At 41.4% G+C, this 18400-nt stretch carries 14 protein-coding genes; 2 read left to right on the forward strand and 12 right to left on the reverse strand.

Annotated features, from left to right (window positions below; translation table 11 throughout):
• Positions 1-229: 229 nt before the first annotated feature.
• A complete protein-coding gene (shc, locus tag ABEQ24_RS13220) occupies positions 230-2101 on the forward strand; it encodes a squalene--hopene cyclase (RefSeq protein ID WP_430007220.1) in 1872 nt (623 codons plus the stop codon).
• A 405-nt stretch (positions 2102-2506) separates the two neighbouring features.
• Here shc and ABEQ24_RS13225 read toward each other — a convergent pair whose 3' ends face one another.
• From ABEQ24_RS13225 to ABEQ24_RS13255, 7 genes are all read right to left on the reverse strand, one after another.
• Positions 2507-3289: a DUF2935 domain-containing protein gene (locus ABEQ24_RS13225; RefSeq protein WP_430007278.1), complete on the reverse strand. Its 783-nt coding sequence runs from the start codon at positions 3287-3289 to the stop codon at positions 2507-2509.
• A 466-nt stretch (positions 3290-3755) separates the two neighbouring features.
• A complete protein-coding gene (locus tag ABEQ24_RS13230) occupies positions 3756-4913 on the reverse strand; it encodes a GNAT family N-acetyltransferase (protein ID WP_430007221.1) in 1158 nt (385 codons plus the stop codon).
• A gap of 69 nt (positions 4914-4982) precedes the next feature.
• Positions 4983-5753, reverse strand: a complete 771-nt coding sequence (locus tag ABEQ24_RS13235; RefSeq protein WP_430007222.1) for an SDR family oxidoreductase — start codon at positions 5751-5753, stop codon at positions 4983-4985.
• A 14-nt stretch (positions 5754-5767) separates the two neighbouring features.
• On the reverse strand, positions 5768-5926 hold the full coding sequence (locus tag ABEQ24_RS13240; protein ID WP_430007223.1) for an alpha/beta hydrolase family protein: 159 nt from the start codon (positions 5924-5926) through the stop codon (positions 5768-5770).
• On the reverse strand, positions 5890-6051 hold the full coding sequence (locus ABEQ24_RS13245) for a hypothetical protein (protein WP_430007224.1): 162 nt from the start codon (positions 6049-6051) through the stop codon (positions 5890-5892). Before ABEQ24_RS13245 ends, ABEQ24_RS13240 begins: the two co-directional genes overlap by 37 nt.
• Positions 6052-6220: 169 nt before the next feature.
• Positions 6221-7000: an STAS domain-containing protein gene (locus ABEQ24_RS13250; protein ID WP_430007225.1), complete on the reverse strand. Its 780-nt coding sequence runs from the start codon at positions 6998-7000 to the stop codon at positions 6221-6223.
• 69 nt (positions 7001-7069) lie between these two features.
• Complete coding sequence (locus ABEQ24_RS13255; RefSeq protein WP_430007226.1) at positions 7070-8113, reverse strand: C45 family autoproteolytic acyltransferase/hydolase; 1044 nt, start codon at positions 8111-8113, stop codon at positions 7070-7072.
• 134 nt (positions 8114-8247) lie between these two features.
• Between ABEQ24_RS13255 and ABEQ24_RS13260 the strand changes: the two genes are divergently transcribed.
• The gene (locus tag ABEQ24_RS13260) at positions 8248-9384 is read left to right on the forward strand and encodes an NADH-dependent flavin oxidoreductase (RefSeq protein ID WP_430007227.1); all 1137 of its coding nucleotides are present in this window, start codon (positions 8248-8250) and stop codon (positions 9382-9384) included.
• 466 nt (positions 9385-9850) lie between these two features.
• On the opposite strand, the gene odhB is transcribed toward ABEQ24_RS13260, so the two are convergent.
• The 5 genes from odhB to ABEQ24_RS13285 form a co-directional block, all read right to left on the reverse strand.
• The gene (gene odhB, locus ABEQ24_RS13265; RefSeq protein WP_430007228.1) at positions 9851-11107 is read right to left on the reverse strand and encodes a 2-oxoglutarate dehydrogenase complex dihydrolipoyllysine-residue succinyltransferase; all 1257 of its coding nucleotides are present in this window, start codon (positions 11105-11107) and stop codon (positions 9851-9853) included.
• Between the two features lie 2 nt (positions 11108-11109).
• A complete protein-coding gene (gene sucA / locus ABEQ24_RS13270) occupies positions 11110-13968 on the reverse strand; it encodes a 2-oxoglutarate dehydrogenase E1 component (protein WP_430007229.1) in 2859 nt (952 codons plus the stop codon).
• A 589-nt stretch (positions 13969-14557) separates the two neighbouring features.
• Positions 14558-16480, reverse strand: coding sequence for a vWA domain-containing protein (locus ABEQ24_RS13275; RefSeq protein ID WP_430007230.1), 1923 nt, complete (start codon positions 16478-16480; stop codon positions 14558-14560).
• Between the two features lie 12 nt (positions 16481-16492).
• Positions 16493-17383 carry an ATP-binding protein gene (locus ABEQ24_RS13280; RefSeq protein WP_430007231.1) on the reverse strand — a complete coding sequence of 297 codons (891 nt, stop codon included), beginning with the start codon at positions 17381-17383 and terminating at the stop codon, positions 16493-16495.
• Between the two features lie 709 nt (positions 17384-18092).
• Entirely contained in the window at positions 18093-18392 is a 300-nt protein-coding gene (locus ABEQ24_RS13285; RefSeq protein WP_430007232.1) for an iron-sulfur cluster assembly accessory protein, read from the reverse strand.
• Between the last annotated feature and the right edge of the window lie 8 nt (positions 18393-18400).

Below are 18400 nucleotides of genomic sequence, written 5' to 3' on the forward strand. Positions count from 1 at the left end.
CACCTGCACTTTGTGCTGTAAACTTGGGTTTAGCGCACTTCCTAATAATCGACACCTGCACTTTGTGCTGTAAACTTGGGTTTAGCGCACTTCCTAATGATCGACACCTGCACTTTGTGCTGTAAACTTGGGTTTAGCGCACTTCCTTAAGATCCTCATTTCCACTTTGAGCTGCAAACTCATAACCTCCTCTTTTTACGAATAGATTGAAAAAGATGAGGTGAGTTCAGTGATTTCAATAAACGAATTAAACAAGCAAATCAAAAGCATGACTGATGAGCTTAGACAGCTGCAGCAAAACGACGGTTCCTTTCGCTTTTGTTTTGAAGGCGGTCCGATGACAGATGCCTTTATGATTATTCTTCTCCGTTCTTTGCAGGACAATGATGAAGTCCTGATAAAAAAACTGGCAAATCGGCTGCTGAATCTGCAGTCAGATGAAGGCACATGGAAGCTTTACGAAGATGAAAAAGAAGGCAATTTAACCGGAACTGTTCAAGCTTATACAGCCCTTCTCTCTACAGGTTTATATAAAAAATCAGACCCTTTGCTGAATCGGGCAGAATCTTTCATAGTCTCTCAAGGCGGCCTAGCTAATGTTCATTTTATGACAAAATGGTTCCTGGCAGTAAACGGTCTTTATCCTTGGCCAAAGTTTTTTCGCTTTCCGCTTGCCTATTTACTGCTGCCGGCTAAATCCCCGATCAGTATGTATCAATTGAGTTCCTACGCCCGGATTCATTTTATGCCGATGATTCTGGCGATGAATAAACGATATGTTCACAGGACCAATCCATCCATCAATCTATCTCATCTATATGTTTCAAAACCGCGGTCCATTGATTGGCTGTCGTTTACAGACAGCCATCGCACAAAGCAGATCTTCATTGAAACGCTTCGGTCGTTTGCCGGCTTCCCAGCTTATGTTCACAGAACAGGAGAGAACGCCGCTGAAAAATACATGCTTCAGAGAATTGAAGCAGACGGGACGCTTTACAGTTATGCAAGTGCCACTTTTTTTATGATTTATGCCCTGCTATCTCTTGGTTATAAGGAAAACTCCACTCAGATTAAGCAGGCAGTTGCAGGACTTAAATCAATCATCTATCAAGATGACAATTTGACAACACTTGAGAATTCAACTTCCACTGTATGGGATACCGCCCTGCTCAGCTATTGCCTGCAAAAAGCTGGTATCCCTTCTCATGATTCGATGATTTTGAACGCTTCTTCCTATTTACTTTCACGACAGCATGTGAAAAAGGCGGACTGGCGCATTCATAATCCTTCTGCCTCTCCGGGCGGCTGGGGGTTTTCAAACATCAATACCAATCATCCTGATAATGATGACACAGCCGCAGTTCTCCGTGCCCTTACTCAGCTTTCCGCTTTAGATCCGGTCTATTTTGAGGCGTGGAATAAAGGTTCATCCTGGCTTTTATCGATGCAAAATCGAGACGGGGGTTTTGGTGCATTTGAAAAAAATGTAAACAATCCTATTTTTGCATCCATTCCGCTTGAAAATGCCAAAGACGCGGCTATAGATCCCTCTACAGCTGATTTAACCGGCCGTGTTCTTGAATATTTCGGAAACTTTGCAGGTTTAACAAAAGAACATCCTTCGATTCAGGCAGCGGTTGCCTGGCTTTTGCATCAGCAAGAACAAAACGGTTCATGGTATGGCAGATGGGGAGTTTGTTATATTTATGGAACTTGGGCTGCGATTACCGGACTAAAAGCAGCAGGTCTATCAAACTCTCATCCTGCGATTAATAAAGCAGTGAACTGGCTGTTGAGCATCCAGAAGGAAGATGGCGGATTTGGAGAATCATGCAGAAGCTCTGAAGTAAAAACCTACATGCCGCTCGCATTCAGCACTCCCTCACAAACAGCCTGGGCGCTTGATGCGCTATTATGTGTGATGGATAAAAAGGATGAAGCAATACAAAAAGCTGTAAAACGCCTAATGCAGCCTTTCGATGAAAAAAGCTCAGCATATCCTACCGGCATAGGACTGCCGAAACAGTTTTATATTCATTATCACAGCTACAATAAGATTTTCCCGCTGCTAGCTTTGAGTCACTATAGGAATCTCCATTAAGCAGGACTTTGTTAAAAAACAAAGTCCTGCAGCATAGAGTTACTTTCCTTTTTCCTTCTATCAAAGCAAATTGTCGATAAGATCGAACAAATAGTAGAGAATTCAATCATTTCTCTACTTTGCAGCCCGCTTTTTTACTAAATCATCCATACAAGTAGTTCCTCCAATTTCAGAAATTAACCCTCACCATGCGGGCGCGTGTAAAATTCTCCGAAGCTCCGCCATCTGCCCCCCCTGATCTTGAATTTACTCAAAAGAACAGGGGGGAAATTTATAAATACAAAAAAAGGACAAATTACTGTCCTTTTTGAAAGAAGTTCAATAACGCCACCCATTTAGTTATTTATAGTATAAATCGATTCTGCCATCGGTCTGACCCTAAATAAGTAAAAACCTTTTCAAGGCTTATTCCAGACTAGCTTCAAATAAATCTATGATCTCAAGAAACCTCTCAGCTTCTCTAAAAGTATGATCTGCTAAAAGGGGATGAATATTGCTCTTAATACGACATGCTTCTATTAATTCCCTTGCTGTTTTCTTAAAATCTCTTAACGAGGCTACCGATACTCTATTTTGATTTAAGAACTGGCTTAGTATTGGCTTAGTTTCAGATTGTGGCCGCATAGATTCCAAATCAACAGCCTGAAAAACCAATTGATCAAAATCATGACTAAATTCTTTCGCCTGCTCTACTAACTTTCGTTCCGAAGGATCTAAAAGATGTCCGATAAACTTAGCATGATCAGCCATGATTTTAAGAAAGAATACATTTTCTTCAATAATAGCTTCAGGTTTTGGGGCTAGTATACCTTCATTGAGCTCTTTTAGACGATTAGCAAAGTAAGCTGCTTCTCTGCTAATGTGATCAACCAGTAACGGGAAATTATTAGAACGAATTTCGCAGCGTAATGTTAAACCTAACACTTTTCTTTTGTATTGCCAAATAGAAGCAGCTGCTTGATAAACCTCACTATTAAAGGCCTGTATTTGGCGTAAATCTGAGTTTACCGTGAATTTGCTCAGCTTTTCCTCTATTCTTTCAAAAATAGTGATAAATTGCTGTGCTTCAGTAATCAATTGTTTTTGTTCATGAGTAAACCCTAAACTTAAAAATAAGGCATGCTCTTTCATAATTCTTGACCAAAATTTTGTTTCATCCAGCGACCTTGCAACGATTGAGTTAACCAGAAAAATCCCCCCCTATTTACTCACTCCTGTCTAAATATATATTTGTGTTGTTGTCCATATTCTTACTAATACTAATTAGATGTGTGAGTAAGCTAATCAGGTCAATTAAAAAGCTCTTGCTATATGGGATTTTCTTCTGCAAAACTGCGACTTCCGTTAAATAAAAGCCTTACCTCCTTATTCTGGATTCCAGTTAAATTAAGAAGGTTTCAAGTGAAAGTTTTCACAATGATCCTATTTTATTAAAAATGTTCTGGTCCTTTAACTGAAAGAAAGAAAATCACTTCCTACAAGGTCCTGTCCCAAACTAACTCTTCTTTTCTTATAAACATAAATTCCCAAAATCCTGATTGACTTATTCATGTAAAAAAGCACACCATTTAGACTGTACAATGGTGTGCAAAATAATATGTGTCTTACCTTTTGCCCTTCTGAAAGAAGCTAGCATGTCGCAGCTCTTTCTTCATCAAAAGAAGTCGTAAAAGAATGCATTTCTTGACGGAATCAATGCTTCCATTACTTTTACAGCTTCTTCATCACCTTCAATATAGCCGATTTCATATAAATCAGCTGGCCGTTTATAGCCAAACAAAGCAGCAGACAGAGTATTAATATCAAGCGACAGTCCATCAGCCTCAGAATCACTGTGTTTGATGACTGCTTTGTTCTTCCATTTGTATGTTCCATTATTCCAAGGAGCATGCTGATCTTTTAAATGAATGACAAGTTCTGTATCACCGTCCGGCCATTCGAATTCATATTCCTTTAAAAAGCTTTCCGCATCAACGATTCGCACCATAAAATAAGGTTTCACTTCCGTCTTAATTCTTGGCTCATTCAGTGAAAAGAATAATGGATCGCTCTCGTATGTAGCAATCTCAAGTTCTTTAATCATAGAGTCATGCTGGCAGATGAAATTCCACAAGCCGACTCTTGCTTCAGATGTTAATGGGACAAACTCTTCAACTGTCATTTTGTCATTCTTTATTTCATATAGCATATAGCCCTTTGCTTCTCCTGCCTCGTTATAATAAACAGCTGCAGTCCTGTCATCGAAAATGGACTCTTTCCACCAAGACGTTTCACGGGCGAGCATACCTGAGAAGCGTCTGGCAAATTCATCATAGATTTCTCTGATATCAGAAGAATGTGTTGCCTTTTGAGAGCGTCTGATTTTTCCTGGCACTTGCTTTTTCATAACTAGATCCTCTGATTTTAAAGACGCTTTGAGACTGCTGCTGAACAGCTCAAAGCCGTACTTCCGGTAAAATGGCACTGAGAATGGGTGCAGCATGGATACATTGAAGCTCTCTTTTCTCATATATTCAAGGAGGAATGTCATCATTTCTTTCACATACCCGCTTCGGCGGTATTCAGGATAAGTGGCCACACCCGCTATGCCGCCCATTTTCCATTTCTTTTCTCCAAGGTACACTTCAAGCGGCAGCAAATGCAGCTTTGCAGCAAGCTCATCCCCTTCAAGAATCCCGAATAACTGATGATGCTTTTCCATCGTCTGCAGTCTATTTTCAATCTTTTCTTCAGGGACTTTGTATTGAAACGCATATTCTGATAGTTTCATTGCTTCGCGATATCGTTCTTTTGTCAGTCTGATTACAGTCATATAGATCCCTTCCCTTTATACCTTTGTGCTTTGTATTATGTTTAAAAATAAGCCAGGAAGCCTATTCACTCAGGACCTTAAAAATCCGCCCTCAGAATGAATTGTCTGGCCGGTAATCCATTCACCTGCATCACTTGCAAGGAAAGAAACAATCCGGGCAGCATCTTCAGGCTGCCCGATTCGGTTCATAGGAAATTTTTTAACAAGCCCTGCTTTTAAGTCATCTGTCATCCAGCCTGTATCTGTAGGACCGGGATTCACTGCATTTACCGTGATGCCTTTATAGCCCATTTCTGCTGCAAGCGTCTTGGTCATATCAGGAATACATGCTTTTGTTGCCGCATATGCAAGCTCACCTGGCATTGGTCCTTGGGATTGGCCGGATGTCATATGAATAATTCTTCCTCCCCGGCCTTGCCTGAACCGTTTTGCAAATTCGGAACTTAACATAAGCGGCGCCCTGACATTCATAAAATAATGAACATCGAGGTTTTCAGATGTTATAGTTTCGAAATTGTTTTCAGCAGAGTATGCTGCATTATTTATAAGAATGGTTGGTTCTCCGAGCTTTTTCTCAACATGATCAAATAAGAGGCGGAAAGAGTCTGTATTTGTTAAATCAAGCTCCATACTTGCCGAGCGCACTCCTAAGGCTGCAAGCTGAGCCTCAAGCCTTTCAGCTTCTTCATGATCAGACCCCCAAGGCTGCTCAGCATCGTACGGCCGGTAGTAAGTGAAAAATAGATCTGTTCCGGCTTGTGCAAGCTCAAGGCAAATGGCAGCTCCAATACCTTTTAGCCTGCTTGCTCCCGTTACGATGGCAATTTTCCTGCTGTTCATCTTTTCACCTTCTCTTATAAGTACTGATTGAAAAAATCAGCGATTGCGCGATAAACAAGAATTTCATTCTCTTTTTTTGTAAAGCCGTGTCCCTCGTCCTCTAATACCATGTAGTCTACCGCTCGGCCCTTATGTCTCAGGGCTTCAACAATTTTGGCAAATCCATTGCCCATAGGTTAAAATGTCCGCCGATATTTGTACTGAACACCAGCTGTTTTTTATCTGGAGAAACCGTAAAGTCCTGAATCGTCAGCACCTTTAAAAACTGCTCAACATCCGGCTTTTGAAAAGTAATCATAGACGACACCCCTTTTTTAAAGATTCTCTTACCCTATTCTACAAAAATAGGAAATTCCCTGTTCACAGCAGTAAAAAAGATAGGTGACGCCCGACATACGGGTGATTTCACTTTATTTAAATCATAATAATATTATGTAAACTTAGTAGCAAAAAAAGAACAGCGGTCATCACCGCTGTTCTTTCTTTCCCTTCATCGCTACATATTGAATCCCTGTATGAAGATTAGAGAAGGTCTGGATATTATCCATCGATATTCCAAGGTTGATCAGGGTTTGGGCGATTTCTGGGCGGATGCCTACAATGATGCAGCTTGTGCCAAGCAATTGAACAGCTTCTGCTGCCTGCATTAAATGGTTTGCAACAAATGTATCCACAACCGGGACTCCGGTAATATCAATAAATATATAATTGCATTTATAATGTTCGACACCAATCAGGAGGTTTTCTTTAATGACCTGGGCCCTTTCATCGTTAATGTTGCCGATCAGGGGCAGGATGCATATGTCTGTTGAGATTGGGATCATTGGAGCTGTCAGTTCTTTTACAATATGCTGCTGCTTTCGGAATTCTTCGTTCCATGAATTTGAACAGTCACTCACTAAATCTGCAATGATGGGATCAAACCATTTGTCAACGGTCTTATATAAATCATTTACAACTATAGCTGAATTCTCATGTGATAGGGCAATTTCAATGAGAGATCTTCTAAACTGCTGAACCGATTTTACAAGATACGTTAAGGAATCATCCTGCTTAAAATATCTCTCATACCATTCTCTCAGGTAATCAGCGGATTTTTCATCTGATATGCTGATGATGCTGAAAATCATATCAAATAGTTTTTGTTTTTCTTCTGAATCTACAAATTGCGGACTCTCGACGTTTTTCTCCCATTTTTCAAATAGCAGGCGCTCATTCTGGTTCATCATGTCTATTACTTGCTGCATATACACTCCCCCAACTTTCTTTACTCTCTAATCCTGTACCCTAAGGGAACTCAAAATCAAACGTTTTCTTTAAAAAGGAAGTTCAATATTTGTTTCAAGTATTCCTCTAATTTTTTTCACATAGCTGTTTTTTCCTTTCAGCCACTCATTAAATGAAAAGACCAGCGGCTGACTGTCTCCACCGACTCCGATCATCACCTGAAGTGTTTTTGGCATATAAACCGCAGTATGAAGGGTTCCTGCCCAATTCTGATATTCCTTTTTGAAAATCGTGCTGCTTGTGCTGTTAAAGAGAGTAAAAGCATCTGATGCTGAAAAGTCAGAACGGAAGACTGCTGAAAGCTGATTCTTCCTGGAATGAGTTTCCGCTAGATGATGACGGTTTTCGCTCAGTTTAGAAGGACTTTCAAAATGATTTGTGCACGCCAAATGAGAATTTGATGTGATTGAAACCCCCTTGCTGGATGCTTCTGCAATGGCTGCATGTCCATCTGCATCGTAAAGGGAATAATTAAACGCATGCCGATGCGGGATCTCTTTCAGCTTTTCAATGGCTTCTGCAGTCGTTTTGCACGTATCCAGGATAAATCTTGCAATGCTGCAGCAAATAAACCCGTCTCCAGGTTTCAGCCGATTTACAAAATGATAGCCAATGACCAGCCCTTTTTCATTCATGCCGTCGATCCGTCCGATCATTCTTGTGGCGAAACCGATGCTTGCGTAGGCGTTTTCGGGCTGCCATATCAAGAAACGGCCTTCGTATGTTTTCGGATGATAGTCATAGTTTCTGGCATAGTATCCGTTTTGCACGAGAGCACTGCACCCTGATTTTTTCCAATCTGCCTGATATCCGCTGTATTCATGGACCACATCTTCAAGACTCCAGTCCAATCCTTCAGACAAACCCTCAAGTTCCATCCATAATCCTGGTGCAAACTGTTCATATAGACTCTGAGCTGCTTTTAATTCGGATTGATAAGATTTAATTGATTTTATTCTTCTTTTCCGATGATTTTGGAAGAGTTTAGAATCTTTATGCAATGTTCCCTGTCTGATGCCAAGGTCATAATAACTTCCTCGCCCCTGTATCACTTCTGCTTCAATTTTTACCATCGACTTCACGCTCCATATCTTCTATCATGAATGATTTGAAAAGATTAAACAAACTCTAATGAGCATATTTAATGCAACTTTTAAATCAAGACAGTATCATGTAAAGGTACTTATGAATACGGAGGTCGAGAATTATGAATTCAAACTATCAGCCGTTATTTCAGCCATTCGAATTTAAAAACGGCATTCAATTAAAGAATCGTGTCGTAATGGCGCCAATGACAAATTTTTCATCAAATGAAGATGGAACTGTAACAGAAGCAGAAACTGATTATTATAGCCGCCGTTCAAGCGGAGCAGGATTAGTTATTACCGCATGTGCCTATGTGACGCCAAGCGGTAAAGGATTTCCCGGCGAATTTGGAAGTGATTCCGATGAGATGATTCCTTCTTTGCGAAAGCTTGCTTCAGCAATAAAGGATCAAGGTGCTAAAGCGATTCTCCAGATTTTCCATGGCGGACGCATGGTTCCTGCAGAACTAGTTCCAAATGGTGATGTAGTCAGCGCAAGTGCAGTGGCTGCTGAACAGGGGCATCCATCTGGAGACGCACCGATGCCTCGCGCGCTGACAATAGAAGAAATAAACAGCATTATCAAAGACTTTGGTGAATCAGCCCGCCGTGCCATAGAAGCTGGATTTGACGGTGTTGAAATACACGGTGCAAATACCTATTTAATTCAGCAATTCGTCTCGCCTCATTCAAATCGCCGCGAGGATGAGTTTGGAGGAAGCATCGAAAAAAGACTTGCTTTCCCTCTTGCAGTTGTTGATGAGGTAAAAAAGACGGTTAATCAATATGGGACAAAGGAATTTCTTGTAGGTTACCGTTTCTCACCAGAGGAGCCGGAAACACCGGGAATTACAATGGAAGATACGTTAGCGCTTGTTGATGCACTTACTGAAAAAGACTTGGATTATCTTCATATTTCCCTGATGGAATATTGGTCAACACCAAGACGGGGTATTGATGATACACGCTCCCGCCTTGAAATTATCCAAGAACGTGTTGACGGTAAGGTACCGCTGATTGGCGTAGGATCGATTTATACACCAGATGACGCCATTAAAGCGATGAGCACTGGAGTGCCCCTTATTGCTCTTGGACGTGAATTAATCATCGACCCGGATTGGGTGCAGAAAATTGCCGAAGGCCGGGAACATGAAATTGAAACGAAACTCGATAAAAATGCCCAGTCCCGCCTCGTTGTGCCTGATCCTTTATGGCAGGCAATCATTCATACACCTGGCTGGTTTCCTGTTAAAGACTGAAGATAGAATGAAACGAGCATCGCTGCCGATGCTCGTTTTCGGTTTACATTATAAATGACAAAACGGCTAAAATGAACCTTACTTGTGTAATTTTGTATGTCCGATTATAGATTGACCCCTTTAGCAAGACCTTTTAAGTGGACTCATCTCATTGGGAATTGGTTTCTCATTTTTGGGCTTTGGTTCCTTTCTGGCAGCCGCCATTCTGCATGCTTGTCCTCATCCATCCTTTTTGATTCCTTTTTACAGCTGCCATCTCGAATTTTTCCTCATACAGCGATTGTAATTTCATATTAAATGATGAGACTCAAACATCACTATCTTTCAGAGTATAGGCAATCTCCACCCTTTAGCACCCATAACAACGTGAAAACAATAAAAAACGGGTACCACTTGCTGTGTGGTACCCGTCTATTTGTATTATTCCACCCTCAATTCATTAACGCCATGAGGATTTCATTTTCAATTATCCTTCAATCAGTAATGATTCTGGATCTTCAAGCAAATCTTTGACAGTTGCAAGGAAGCTTACTGCTTCTTTGCCGTCTACGATGCGATGATCGTATGAAAGGGCAATGTACATCATTGGACGGTTTTCCATTGTGTCTTTGTCAATTGCAACCGGACGAAGCTGGATTTTGTGCATGCCCAAGATTCCGACTTGTGGTCCGTTTAAGATTGGTGTAGACATTAGAGAACCGAACACGCCGCCATTTGTGATCGTGAATGTACCCCCAGAAAGATCTCCGATTGTTAATTTGTTGTTTTTCGCTTTTCCTGCAAGCTCACCGATCGTGCCTTCGATTTGAGCAAATGATTTGCGGTCTGCATCGCGGACAACTGGTACAACAAGACCTTCTGGAGCTGAAACGGCAATGCCGATATCATAGAACTTTTTAATAACTAGCTCATCACCCTGAATTTCAGCATTCAATAATGGGTATTTCTTTAGAGCGGCAATTACCGCTTTTGTGAAGAATGACATAAAGCCAAGACGCACTTCATGCTGTTCAAAGAATTTGTCTTTTCTGCGTTTTCTGACGTCCATTACCGCTGTCATATCAACTTCGTTAAATGTCGTCAGCATGGCAGCTGTCTGCTGGACCTCGACCAGGCGTTTAGCAATCGTTTGTCTGCGTCGTGACATGCGCTCGCGCTCAACTGGTTTGTCAAAAGAATCAGAAGCTTGCTTTACAGGCTTGGCTTCAGGCGCTTTTTGAGGCGCTGCAGGCTTTTCAGGTGCCGAGTTTGGAGAATAAGCTTCAACATCATGCTTGCGCAATCTGCCAAGCGGGTCTCCTGAAGGAACTTGAGTCAGATCAATTCCTTTCTCTCTAGCAAGCTTGCGTGCTGCCGGAGAAGCAATCGGACGCTGTGATTTACTTTCCGTTTTCTCCTGCTTTTCCTCTTTAGGTGCAGAAGCTTTCGGCTGCTCTTCTTTTACCGGTTCTTCTTTTACTTCTTCAACTTGTGTAGCTGCGGTCTCTCCATTTTCATCGATTACTGCAATCACTTCGCCGACTTGAACCGTGTCTCCTGAATCTTTGACAACATCCTTCAGCACACCAGAATAATCAGCTGTCAGTTCAACGTTTACTTTATCTGTTTCAAGCTCAACCAGATATTCCCCTTTTTCAACGTAGTCCCCTGGTTGTTTCAGCCATTGTGCGATAGTTCCTTCTGAGATGGATTCAGCTAATTCTGGTACGATTACTTGTGCCATGATCAAATTCTCCCTTCGTTTTTCCACGTCAATGCTTCTGTTACGATACGCTCTTGATCTTTTTTATGAACATTTGGATCTCCCTCTGCTGTCGAAGATCTTCTTTTTCTTCCGATATAGTTCACTTTTACTTGTGCAGGTGCCACTTCTCGCAGTTCTGGATACATATATGTCCATGCACCCATGTTCATCGGTTCTTCTTGTACCCAGACGATTTCTTCAAGCGCCTCGTAGCGTCCAAGAATCGCTGTAATTTCCTTTTTAGGGAATGGATATAATTCTTCCACACGTACTACATGGATTTCTTTTACATCCTCTTCAAGAGATTTTAATTTATCTGTCAGATCCGTTGCGATTTTTCCGCTGCATAGAACGATGCGCTTCACATCCGCATAGTTCAGGCCAAGTCCAGGTTGTTCAACAACCGGGCGGAATTCCCCTTCACTAAGGTCTCCGATGGAAGAGATAGTTTGCGCATTTCTCAGCAGACTCTTAGGTGTCATAATGACAAGCGGGCGCACTTCTTCACGTTTCAGAAGAGCTGCCTGTCTTCTTAAGATATGGAAATACTGAGCAGCGCTCGTTAAGTTTGCCACTGTCCAGTTGTTTTCAGCTGCAAGCTGCAGGTATCTCTCAAGTCTTGCACTTGAATGCTCAGGTCCTTGTCCTTCATAACCGTGAGGCAAAAGCATCACAAGTCCTGATTTTTGACCCCATTTTGCACGTCCTGCTGCTATGAATTGATCAAAGAAAACTTGTGCAGCGTTGGCAAAGTCGCCGTATTGAGCTTCCCAAAGCACAAGTGTTTCAGGTGCAAAGACGTTGTAGCCATATTCAAATCCGATAACAGATCCTTCAGATAAAGGGCTGTTATGAACAGCAAACGACACATTTGATTTAGATAGTGTATGCAGCGGTGAATAAACATTGCCTGTTTCACTATCGTGAAGCATTAAGTGTCTTTGAGAGAATGTGCCGCGTTCAGAATCCTGGCCGGACAGGCGAATTGGCGTGTTGTCTTCAAGGATCGTTGCGAATGCGAGCGTTTCTGCTAATGCCCAGTCCGCTTTTTCTTCACCGGCAAAGATATTGGCGCGTCTTTCAAGAATTCTCTTCAATTTATCAAAGACATTGAAGCCTTCAGGCCATTTCACAAGCTCATCATTGATTCTTAAGAGAGATTCTTTATCAACGGATGTTTTGATTTTCGGCAGTCCATTGATAACGATTTCAGGAAGCTCTATGTCAAGGACCTGTGTTACTTTTTTCGATGGAACTTTTTGATATGCTGCATCAAATTTGTCCAATGTCTGCTGATCAATTTCTGCGATTTTATCCTTGCTTAAATAGCCTGCTTCTTCAAGCTGTGCAGCATAGAGTGCACGAACTGTCGGATGCTTGCGGACTTTTTCATAGAGCTGCGGCTGTGTCGTCGATGGCTCATCCATTTCATTGTGGCCAAAGCGGCGATAGCCGATTAAATCAATCAAGAAGTCACGGTTAAAGAGCTTGCGGTACTCAATGGCAATCATGACCGCAGCAAGGCACGCTTCTGGATCATCTGCATTTACGTGCACGATCGGGATTTCGTATCCTTTTGCAAGGTCACTTGCATATTTTGTAGAGCGCGAGTCTCTGCTTTCTGTTGTAAATCCAATCATGTTGTTGGCGATAATATGAATGGAACCGCCTGTCTGATAGCCTGTCAATGAATTTAAGTTTAATGTTTCAGCTACGATGCCCTCACCAGGGAATGCAGCATCCCCATGGATGATGATCGCCATTGATTCTTTTTCATTTTGTTTAGGATAGCCTGTAGTTTTGCGGTCATCCTGTGCAGCACGTGTGTAGCCCATGACAATCGGGTCCACATACTCAAGGTGACTTGGGTTGTTTGCAAGAGTCAGCCTTGCACGTTTTGTGTTTTCGTCAGTAATTTGACGGTCAGCACCAAGGTGATATTTTACATCTCCGCTCCAGCCGTAGTTAATGCCTACAGATCCTTCAGAAGGAACGAGCTCCTTATTTGGAGAATGCTGAAATTCAGAGAAAATAATTTCATAAGGCTTGCCGAGAACATGTGCAAGCACATTTAAGCGTCCCCTGTGGGCCATACCGATGTTTACATTATTTGTTCCTGCGTGAACCGCGTTTGAAATCAGGTCATCGAGCATTGGAACAAGCATATCCAACCCTTCAATTGAAAAGCGTTTTTGTCCTACAAACGTGCGGTGCAAAAACTTCTCGAAGCCTTCAACCTCAGAGAGGCGGCGAAGAAGAGACGCTCGTTTTTCATTTGAATGACTTTTGAAGATCTCACCTGACTCAACCATTTTCTTAAGCCAGTATTTTTCTTCAAACCGGTGTACATGAGAGAATTCAAAAGCAATCGTTTTCGTATAAGCTTCTTTTAAATATTGAATGGCCTCTAAACCATTCTTAACTTCTTCAGGTGCATCCGCACATAAAATGGATGCAGGGATTTCTTCTAGGTCAGATTCTGTCAGCCCGTAATCTTTCAGCTGAAGAAACTCTTTTTGTTTGACACTTTCAAAAGGATAAATTGAAGCGTTTAAATGTCCATAAGTGCGGATATCATCTGCAAGCTTGACTGCATAAGCAATCTTCTTCATTTTATCCGCGCTTGTTGCGTTTTGAACAGATGCTGCTGTGCCCGCTGATGTTTCATTGCTAACTTGGGCCTGCGGTACTGTGTCCCATCCTTCAAACATTTCTCTTAATTCTTCATCAACCGATTCTGGATCCTGCTGAAATTGATCAAACAGTTCCAGTACATAGCCAAGGTTCGGTCCATGAAAATCCTCAAGTCGAATCTTGCGCTTTGTTGTTGTTCCTGACATCTTACATAACCCCCAGCAATGGTAGTGAATCTGACTTGAATTTTTTAAAAAACAGATTCAAATGGATATTATTGTAATATACTATCCTATCTTTCTTAAAATGATAGGCTTGGATTAAAACGCTTCCATTTCCATTTTAACACTCCTTGCCTGTTTTATCAAAGGAGTATCATAAGAAAATTTAAAATAATACTGAAAAACAAAAATTAAAAGTGAATTCAATGAGTAAAAGAAGCATGTTTTTTATTTTTCAAGATAAAAAACGGCTTCTTCCCCCTCATGGAGCTGACAAATTTTCTTCTTTTTCATGTAAATTCGGTCAATTTTGATAAAAAAGCAATCAATTTGAAAAAGGAATCTGCACGCTTAAGTCATATGTATTCCATGAAGTCTTTTTATTATTAGGTTTATGACAGAATATCCTTTAGATTTGAGTATATTATGATAATTTCCGCAAAAGATTCTGACGATTCTCCCGGCTGCTTTTCATATGCATGAACGGAATAACATGTTTCAAATGATCTGCTTCCACTTATATAGTAGCAAAAGAATGAAACCGATACAAAAAGAGTGCCTTGTAAAGACACTCTTAAGCATGGATGCTTTTTTGCAGCAGTTTTTTCAGAATGGGAAACAGCACTTCCGGAAGCTTCTCTATGTCAGGAACCACTATGCTGAATTTACCGTAAATGTTTTGAATCGTTTTTTGCTGTCCTTCGTCAATTTCTCCATTTGCAAGGAAGATATTAATGACTTCAATACCGCGTTTTCTTGCTTCGAGGACGGCTTCGTGTGTATCAATAATTCCGTTTTGTTCGTAGCCTGTTGCAGCAGGCTCCCCGTCTGAGAAGACCAGCATAAATTTCTGGTTTTCACTGCGGTTTATCAGCTGATTTGTCATATGGCGAATAGCATAGCCGTCGCGATTATCTTCTTCAGGCTCAAGCTGCAGAATTTCAGCTCCTCTTTTCTTCTGCAGAGAACTCCCAAAATCGATGACTGTTTTAAAATGGTTTGGCTGTTTTGTTTCAGTTGCTTCATTTGTGTCTTCCCAGAAACCGACGACCTGGTGCACGACGGAAACAGATTTCAGGGCTTCATGAAACAAGGTGATTCCGAGTTTTGTCTGTTCCATCTTATCAAACATTGATGCTGAGCAATCGACAAGCAGACAAAAAGCAGCGTCAATTTGCGCGGACGGCTGATTTTTTTTATAAAATAGACGCGGATTATCGTCTGTAAGGAGCTTCAGCAGTTTTTTGCTTAAGCGTCCGGTATGCAGATCGCTTCGCGGTGAAATCTTTTTATGCTCGAGCGTTTTTTCGATCATCTGCTTAAGCTTTTTTTGAAATGGAACGATGGTTTCTTTTTTTTCCATGTAAGCAGCTTGATCCGATGCACTTGGCTTTTCGGGTGATGTAAAAACAGGATAGGCAAATTTGTTTTCTTTGCCGAAAGCCTCACTGTCCCCGCGCTCTTGTTTGTTTTCTGCGTTTTCCATCGCTTCAAGCTTAGAATAATCATTTCTTGCCGTTTTCTTTGAGGATCCCTGTACCATGCCGAGCGCCTGATCGCCGTCATCGCCTTCTCTGACCCCTTCTCCGAGAAGGTCTGTTTTGCTTCCCTGCTCAAGGTCAAATTGAAGAAAACTCTTTGTCGCTTCGCTTGTTTCCCTGTGCCAGGTCGGGAGTTTATCCTCGTGAATGTCTTCATCTTCTTCTTTTTTCCGCTCAAGTATATCATCGTTTTTCAGCTTTGATTTTCGTTTCAGGTCATCAAAGGTTAAACCCGATTCTGCTTCTGAGTAATTTAATAATGGCAGATGAAAATACATATTCAGCATGTCATTTGGAAGAATGTCTTCAAGAACTTCTGAAATGTTCAGGACAATCTTCCCTATGTCATTCGTATTGCGGGCTTCATAGAGCTTCAACAATTCTCCCTGCATAAACGGCACAGCGAGATCGATTGGATTTGTCAGCCCAGGAAATTCCTCCAGCGGAGAATCTGATGTTGCTTTTAAATAAAATGCATTAAAAAGTGCATCCGTATAAATGCTTCTCTCCTGGTTGATCGTTAGTTGACTTTTAAAAAAACGTCTATACATCGAGCGTCTGGCAGCAAACACCTTTATTGTGCCTGGACGTTCATGCTTGCAGTGCTCCTCAAGCCTCAAATCCTCAAGCATCACAAACAGCTGCTTTGCAAAACTTGAAACCGCAAGTTTCTGCACATGTGATAAAAAGGCATCCACTGCAAGGAAATCTGTGTATTTATAGCTGCCGATGCTTCTTAATAGCACATCGCTTTTCAAGCCATTCACCATATCCCGGCGCGGCCGGTTATCCCAGAAGTGGCTGATATACACTTTCTGAATGAACGGATCATAGTAAGACTGCACGGCAAATTCAACCTCAGTCTCATCTTTTTTAGTAAGAGTCTTTGCCAAGTCGGAAAGCTCCATAAATAAAAACGAATCGACCCGCTTGTCATTAAATTTTATATATTTCATGACACGCCCCCTTTACATAAAAAGAGTTTCTGCAATATTTTGAATCGCTGCCTTTTCCCTGTCGTCTTCAAGTTTTTCAGTGATGCCGCGTGAAATGGCCCGAAGCGGCGGCATATAGACAGCTAAATCACATGTGTCGATAAGCGCTCTTACAGAGGCGGCTTCTTCCGAAATTTGCCCATTCTGCACCTGTGTGATCAAGTCAGATGAAAGAGTAACAAACTGACTGATCAGCTTTTCATTTGTAAGGAAAGATTGTGTTCGCAGGACGGTCTTTAGCTGTTCACCTTGAATATAAGGCACATCAATTACAACGAAACGATTTTTAAGGGCTTCATTTAAAGGAACAGTACCTACATAACCTTCATTTATAGCTGCAATCACGCCAAAGCCGCTGCTTGCTTTGATTACCTCTCCAGTAAATGGATTCGTAATCATTTTACGGTAGTCCAGCACACCATTTAAAATTGGCAATGTTTCAGGCTTCGCCATATTAATTTCATCTATATATAAGATATGGCCTTTTTTCATTGCATGAATGACAGGACCTTCAATAAATTCTATGCTCGTTTTTGAACCTTCCTGCGAGATGGTTTTGTAGCCAAGCAGCGCTTCCGCATCAAGATCCACGCTGCAATTTATACTGTGCATCGGCTGGCCGAAAAGATTTGACAGCGTCTCGGCGAGCTTTGTTTTTCCAGATCCTGTAGGTCCTTTTAATAAAACATTTTTGCCTAATGATAATGCGATCATGGCATCATATAATATCGCATCATCAGAAGGCATGTATCCGCCTTTTCCGATCAGCATCGCATCTTCGCTGTTTTTAAATGTTTCCGATCTTTTTATTATGTCAGACATTATTTGATTCGGGAGGTTTAAAGCTTGTAATTGTGTAGTCATCGTATGTTTATTCCCTTTCTTCGTACAATTTCTCTGCCCTAGTATACTAGAAATCAGCGAGTGACTCAAAGGGATTGATTCATGCAAACGCCTACATTAAATGACTAGTAGAGAACAGCTTCAAAAAATAGGCTCTTTTCTTAAGAATTGTTGATCTAGACTAGAAGTTATAACCATAAGTACTGTAGGGGAAGGAACTTGACTTTTTCTGTAGATTAGAGGGAATGGTTGATTCCATTTTACAGCTGCCATTCTGGAATTTTGTTCTCATAGCGTGCAGTTGATTCCACTTTTAAGTGCAAAAACCAAAATCGTGGAATCATAGCACTCGGTTGTTTCCACTTCCCCTTGCAAAAACCAAAATCGTGGAATCATAGCATGCGTTTGTTTCCACTTCCCGTTGTAAAAACCAAAATCGTGGAATCATAGCACGCGGTTGTTTCCACTTCCCCTTGCAAAAACCTAAATGGTGGAATCACAGTATGTGGTTGATTCCACTTTCCGTTACAAAAACCAAATCGGTGGAATCATAGCACGCGGTTGATTCCACTTCCCGTTGCAAAGAACCAAAATAGTGGAAACATAGCGTGCATTTGTATCTACTTTCCTGCACAATAACCAAATTTATAGAGGGTGATCAAAAACAACAATCTATGCGAAAACAGCCAAAAAATAAGAGTGAAGCCGTAAGATTGGCTCCACTCCTTTTTTAATGCCGATGACTGCCTTTTGATGAATTTGTAATGACAAACCCCGGCTGAGGCACATAAAAATATTGAATCCACACGCCGTCCAAGAAGTCTTCGCGCTGATCGAGCAGCACGTCAATATCTTTGTCCGTTTTCACAATTTCATCGTGCTCTGACGGTGTGTCAAGCGTGATGTCATAATGAGCGTGATCTCCATGCATTTCTGTCACGATTACACGGATCATTTTGCCTTCAGCGTCTTGTGCAGCAAGGAGTTTATTCAATTCCTTAGCTGCATTGCGGTTGATTTTGCATTTCATGATTGCTG

The sequence above is a fragment of the Metabacillus idriensis genome (genome assembly GCF_050483325.1).
In the GTDB taxonomy this organism is placed as follows: domain Bacteria; phylum Bacillota; class Bacilli; order Bacillales; family Bacillaceae; genus Bacillus_P; species Bacillus_P idriensis_A.

Excerpts from the sequence above, each read along its gene's own strand:
- ABEQ24_RS13230 (WP_430007221.1), bottom strand. The coding sequence starts at position 4,913 with ATGACTGTAATCAGACTGACAAAAGAACGATATCGCGAAGCAATGAAA.
- ABEQ24_RS13275 (WP_430007230.1), bottom strand. The coding sequence starts at position 16,480 with ATGAAATATATAAAATTTAATGACAAGCGGGTCGATTCGTTTTTATTT.
- ABEQ24_RS13285 (WP_430007232.1), bottom strand. The coding sequence starts at position 18,392 with ATGAAATGCAAAATCAACCGCAATGCAGCTAAGGAATTGAATAAACTC.
- ABEQ24_RS13250 (WP_430007225.1), bottom strand. The coding sequence starts at position 7,000 with ATGCAGCAAGTAATAGACATGATGAACCAGAATGAGCGCCTGCTATTT.
- ABEQ24_RS13245 (WP_430007224.1), bottom strand. The coding sequence starts at position 6,051 with ATGATTACTTTTCAAAAGCCGGATGTTGAGCAGTTTTTAAAGGTGCTG.
- odhB (WP_430007228.1), bottom strand. The coding sequence starts at position 11,107 with ATGGCACAAGTAATCGTACCAGAATTAGCTGAATCCATCTCAGAAGGA.
- ABEQ24_RS13240 (WP_430007223.1), bottom strand. The coding sequence starts at position 5,926 with ATGGGCAATGGATTTGCCAAAATTGTTGAAGCCCTGAGACATAAGGGC.
- ABEQ24_RS13280 (WP_430007231.1), bottom strand. The coding sequence starts at position 17,383 with ATGACTACACAATTACAAGCTTTAAACCTCCCGAATCAAATAATGTCT.
- ABEQ24_RS13235 (WP_430007222.1), bottom strand. The coding sequence starts at position 5,753 with ATGAACAGCAGGAAAATTGCCATCGTAACGGGAGCAAGCAGGCTAAAA.
- ABEQ24_RS13260 (WP_430007227.1), top strand. The coding sequence starts at position 8,248 with ATGAATTCAAACTATCAGCCGTTATTTCAGCCATTCGAATTTAAAAAC.
- sucA (WP_430007229.1), bottom strand. The coding sequence starts at position 13,968 with ATGTCAGGAACAACAACAAAGCGCAAGATTCGACTTGAGGATTTTCAT.
- ABEQ24_RS13255 (WP_430007226.1), bottom strand. The coding sequence starts at position 8,113 with ATGGTAAAAATTGAAGCAGAAGTGATACAGGGGCGAGGAAGTTATTAT.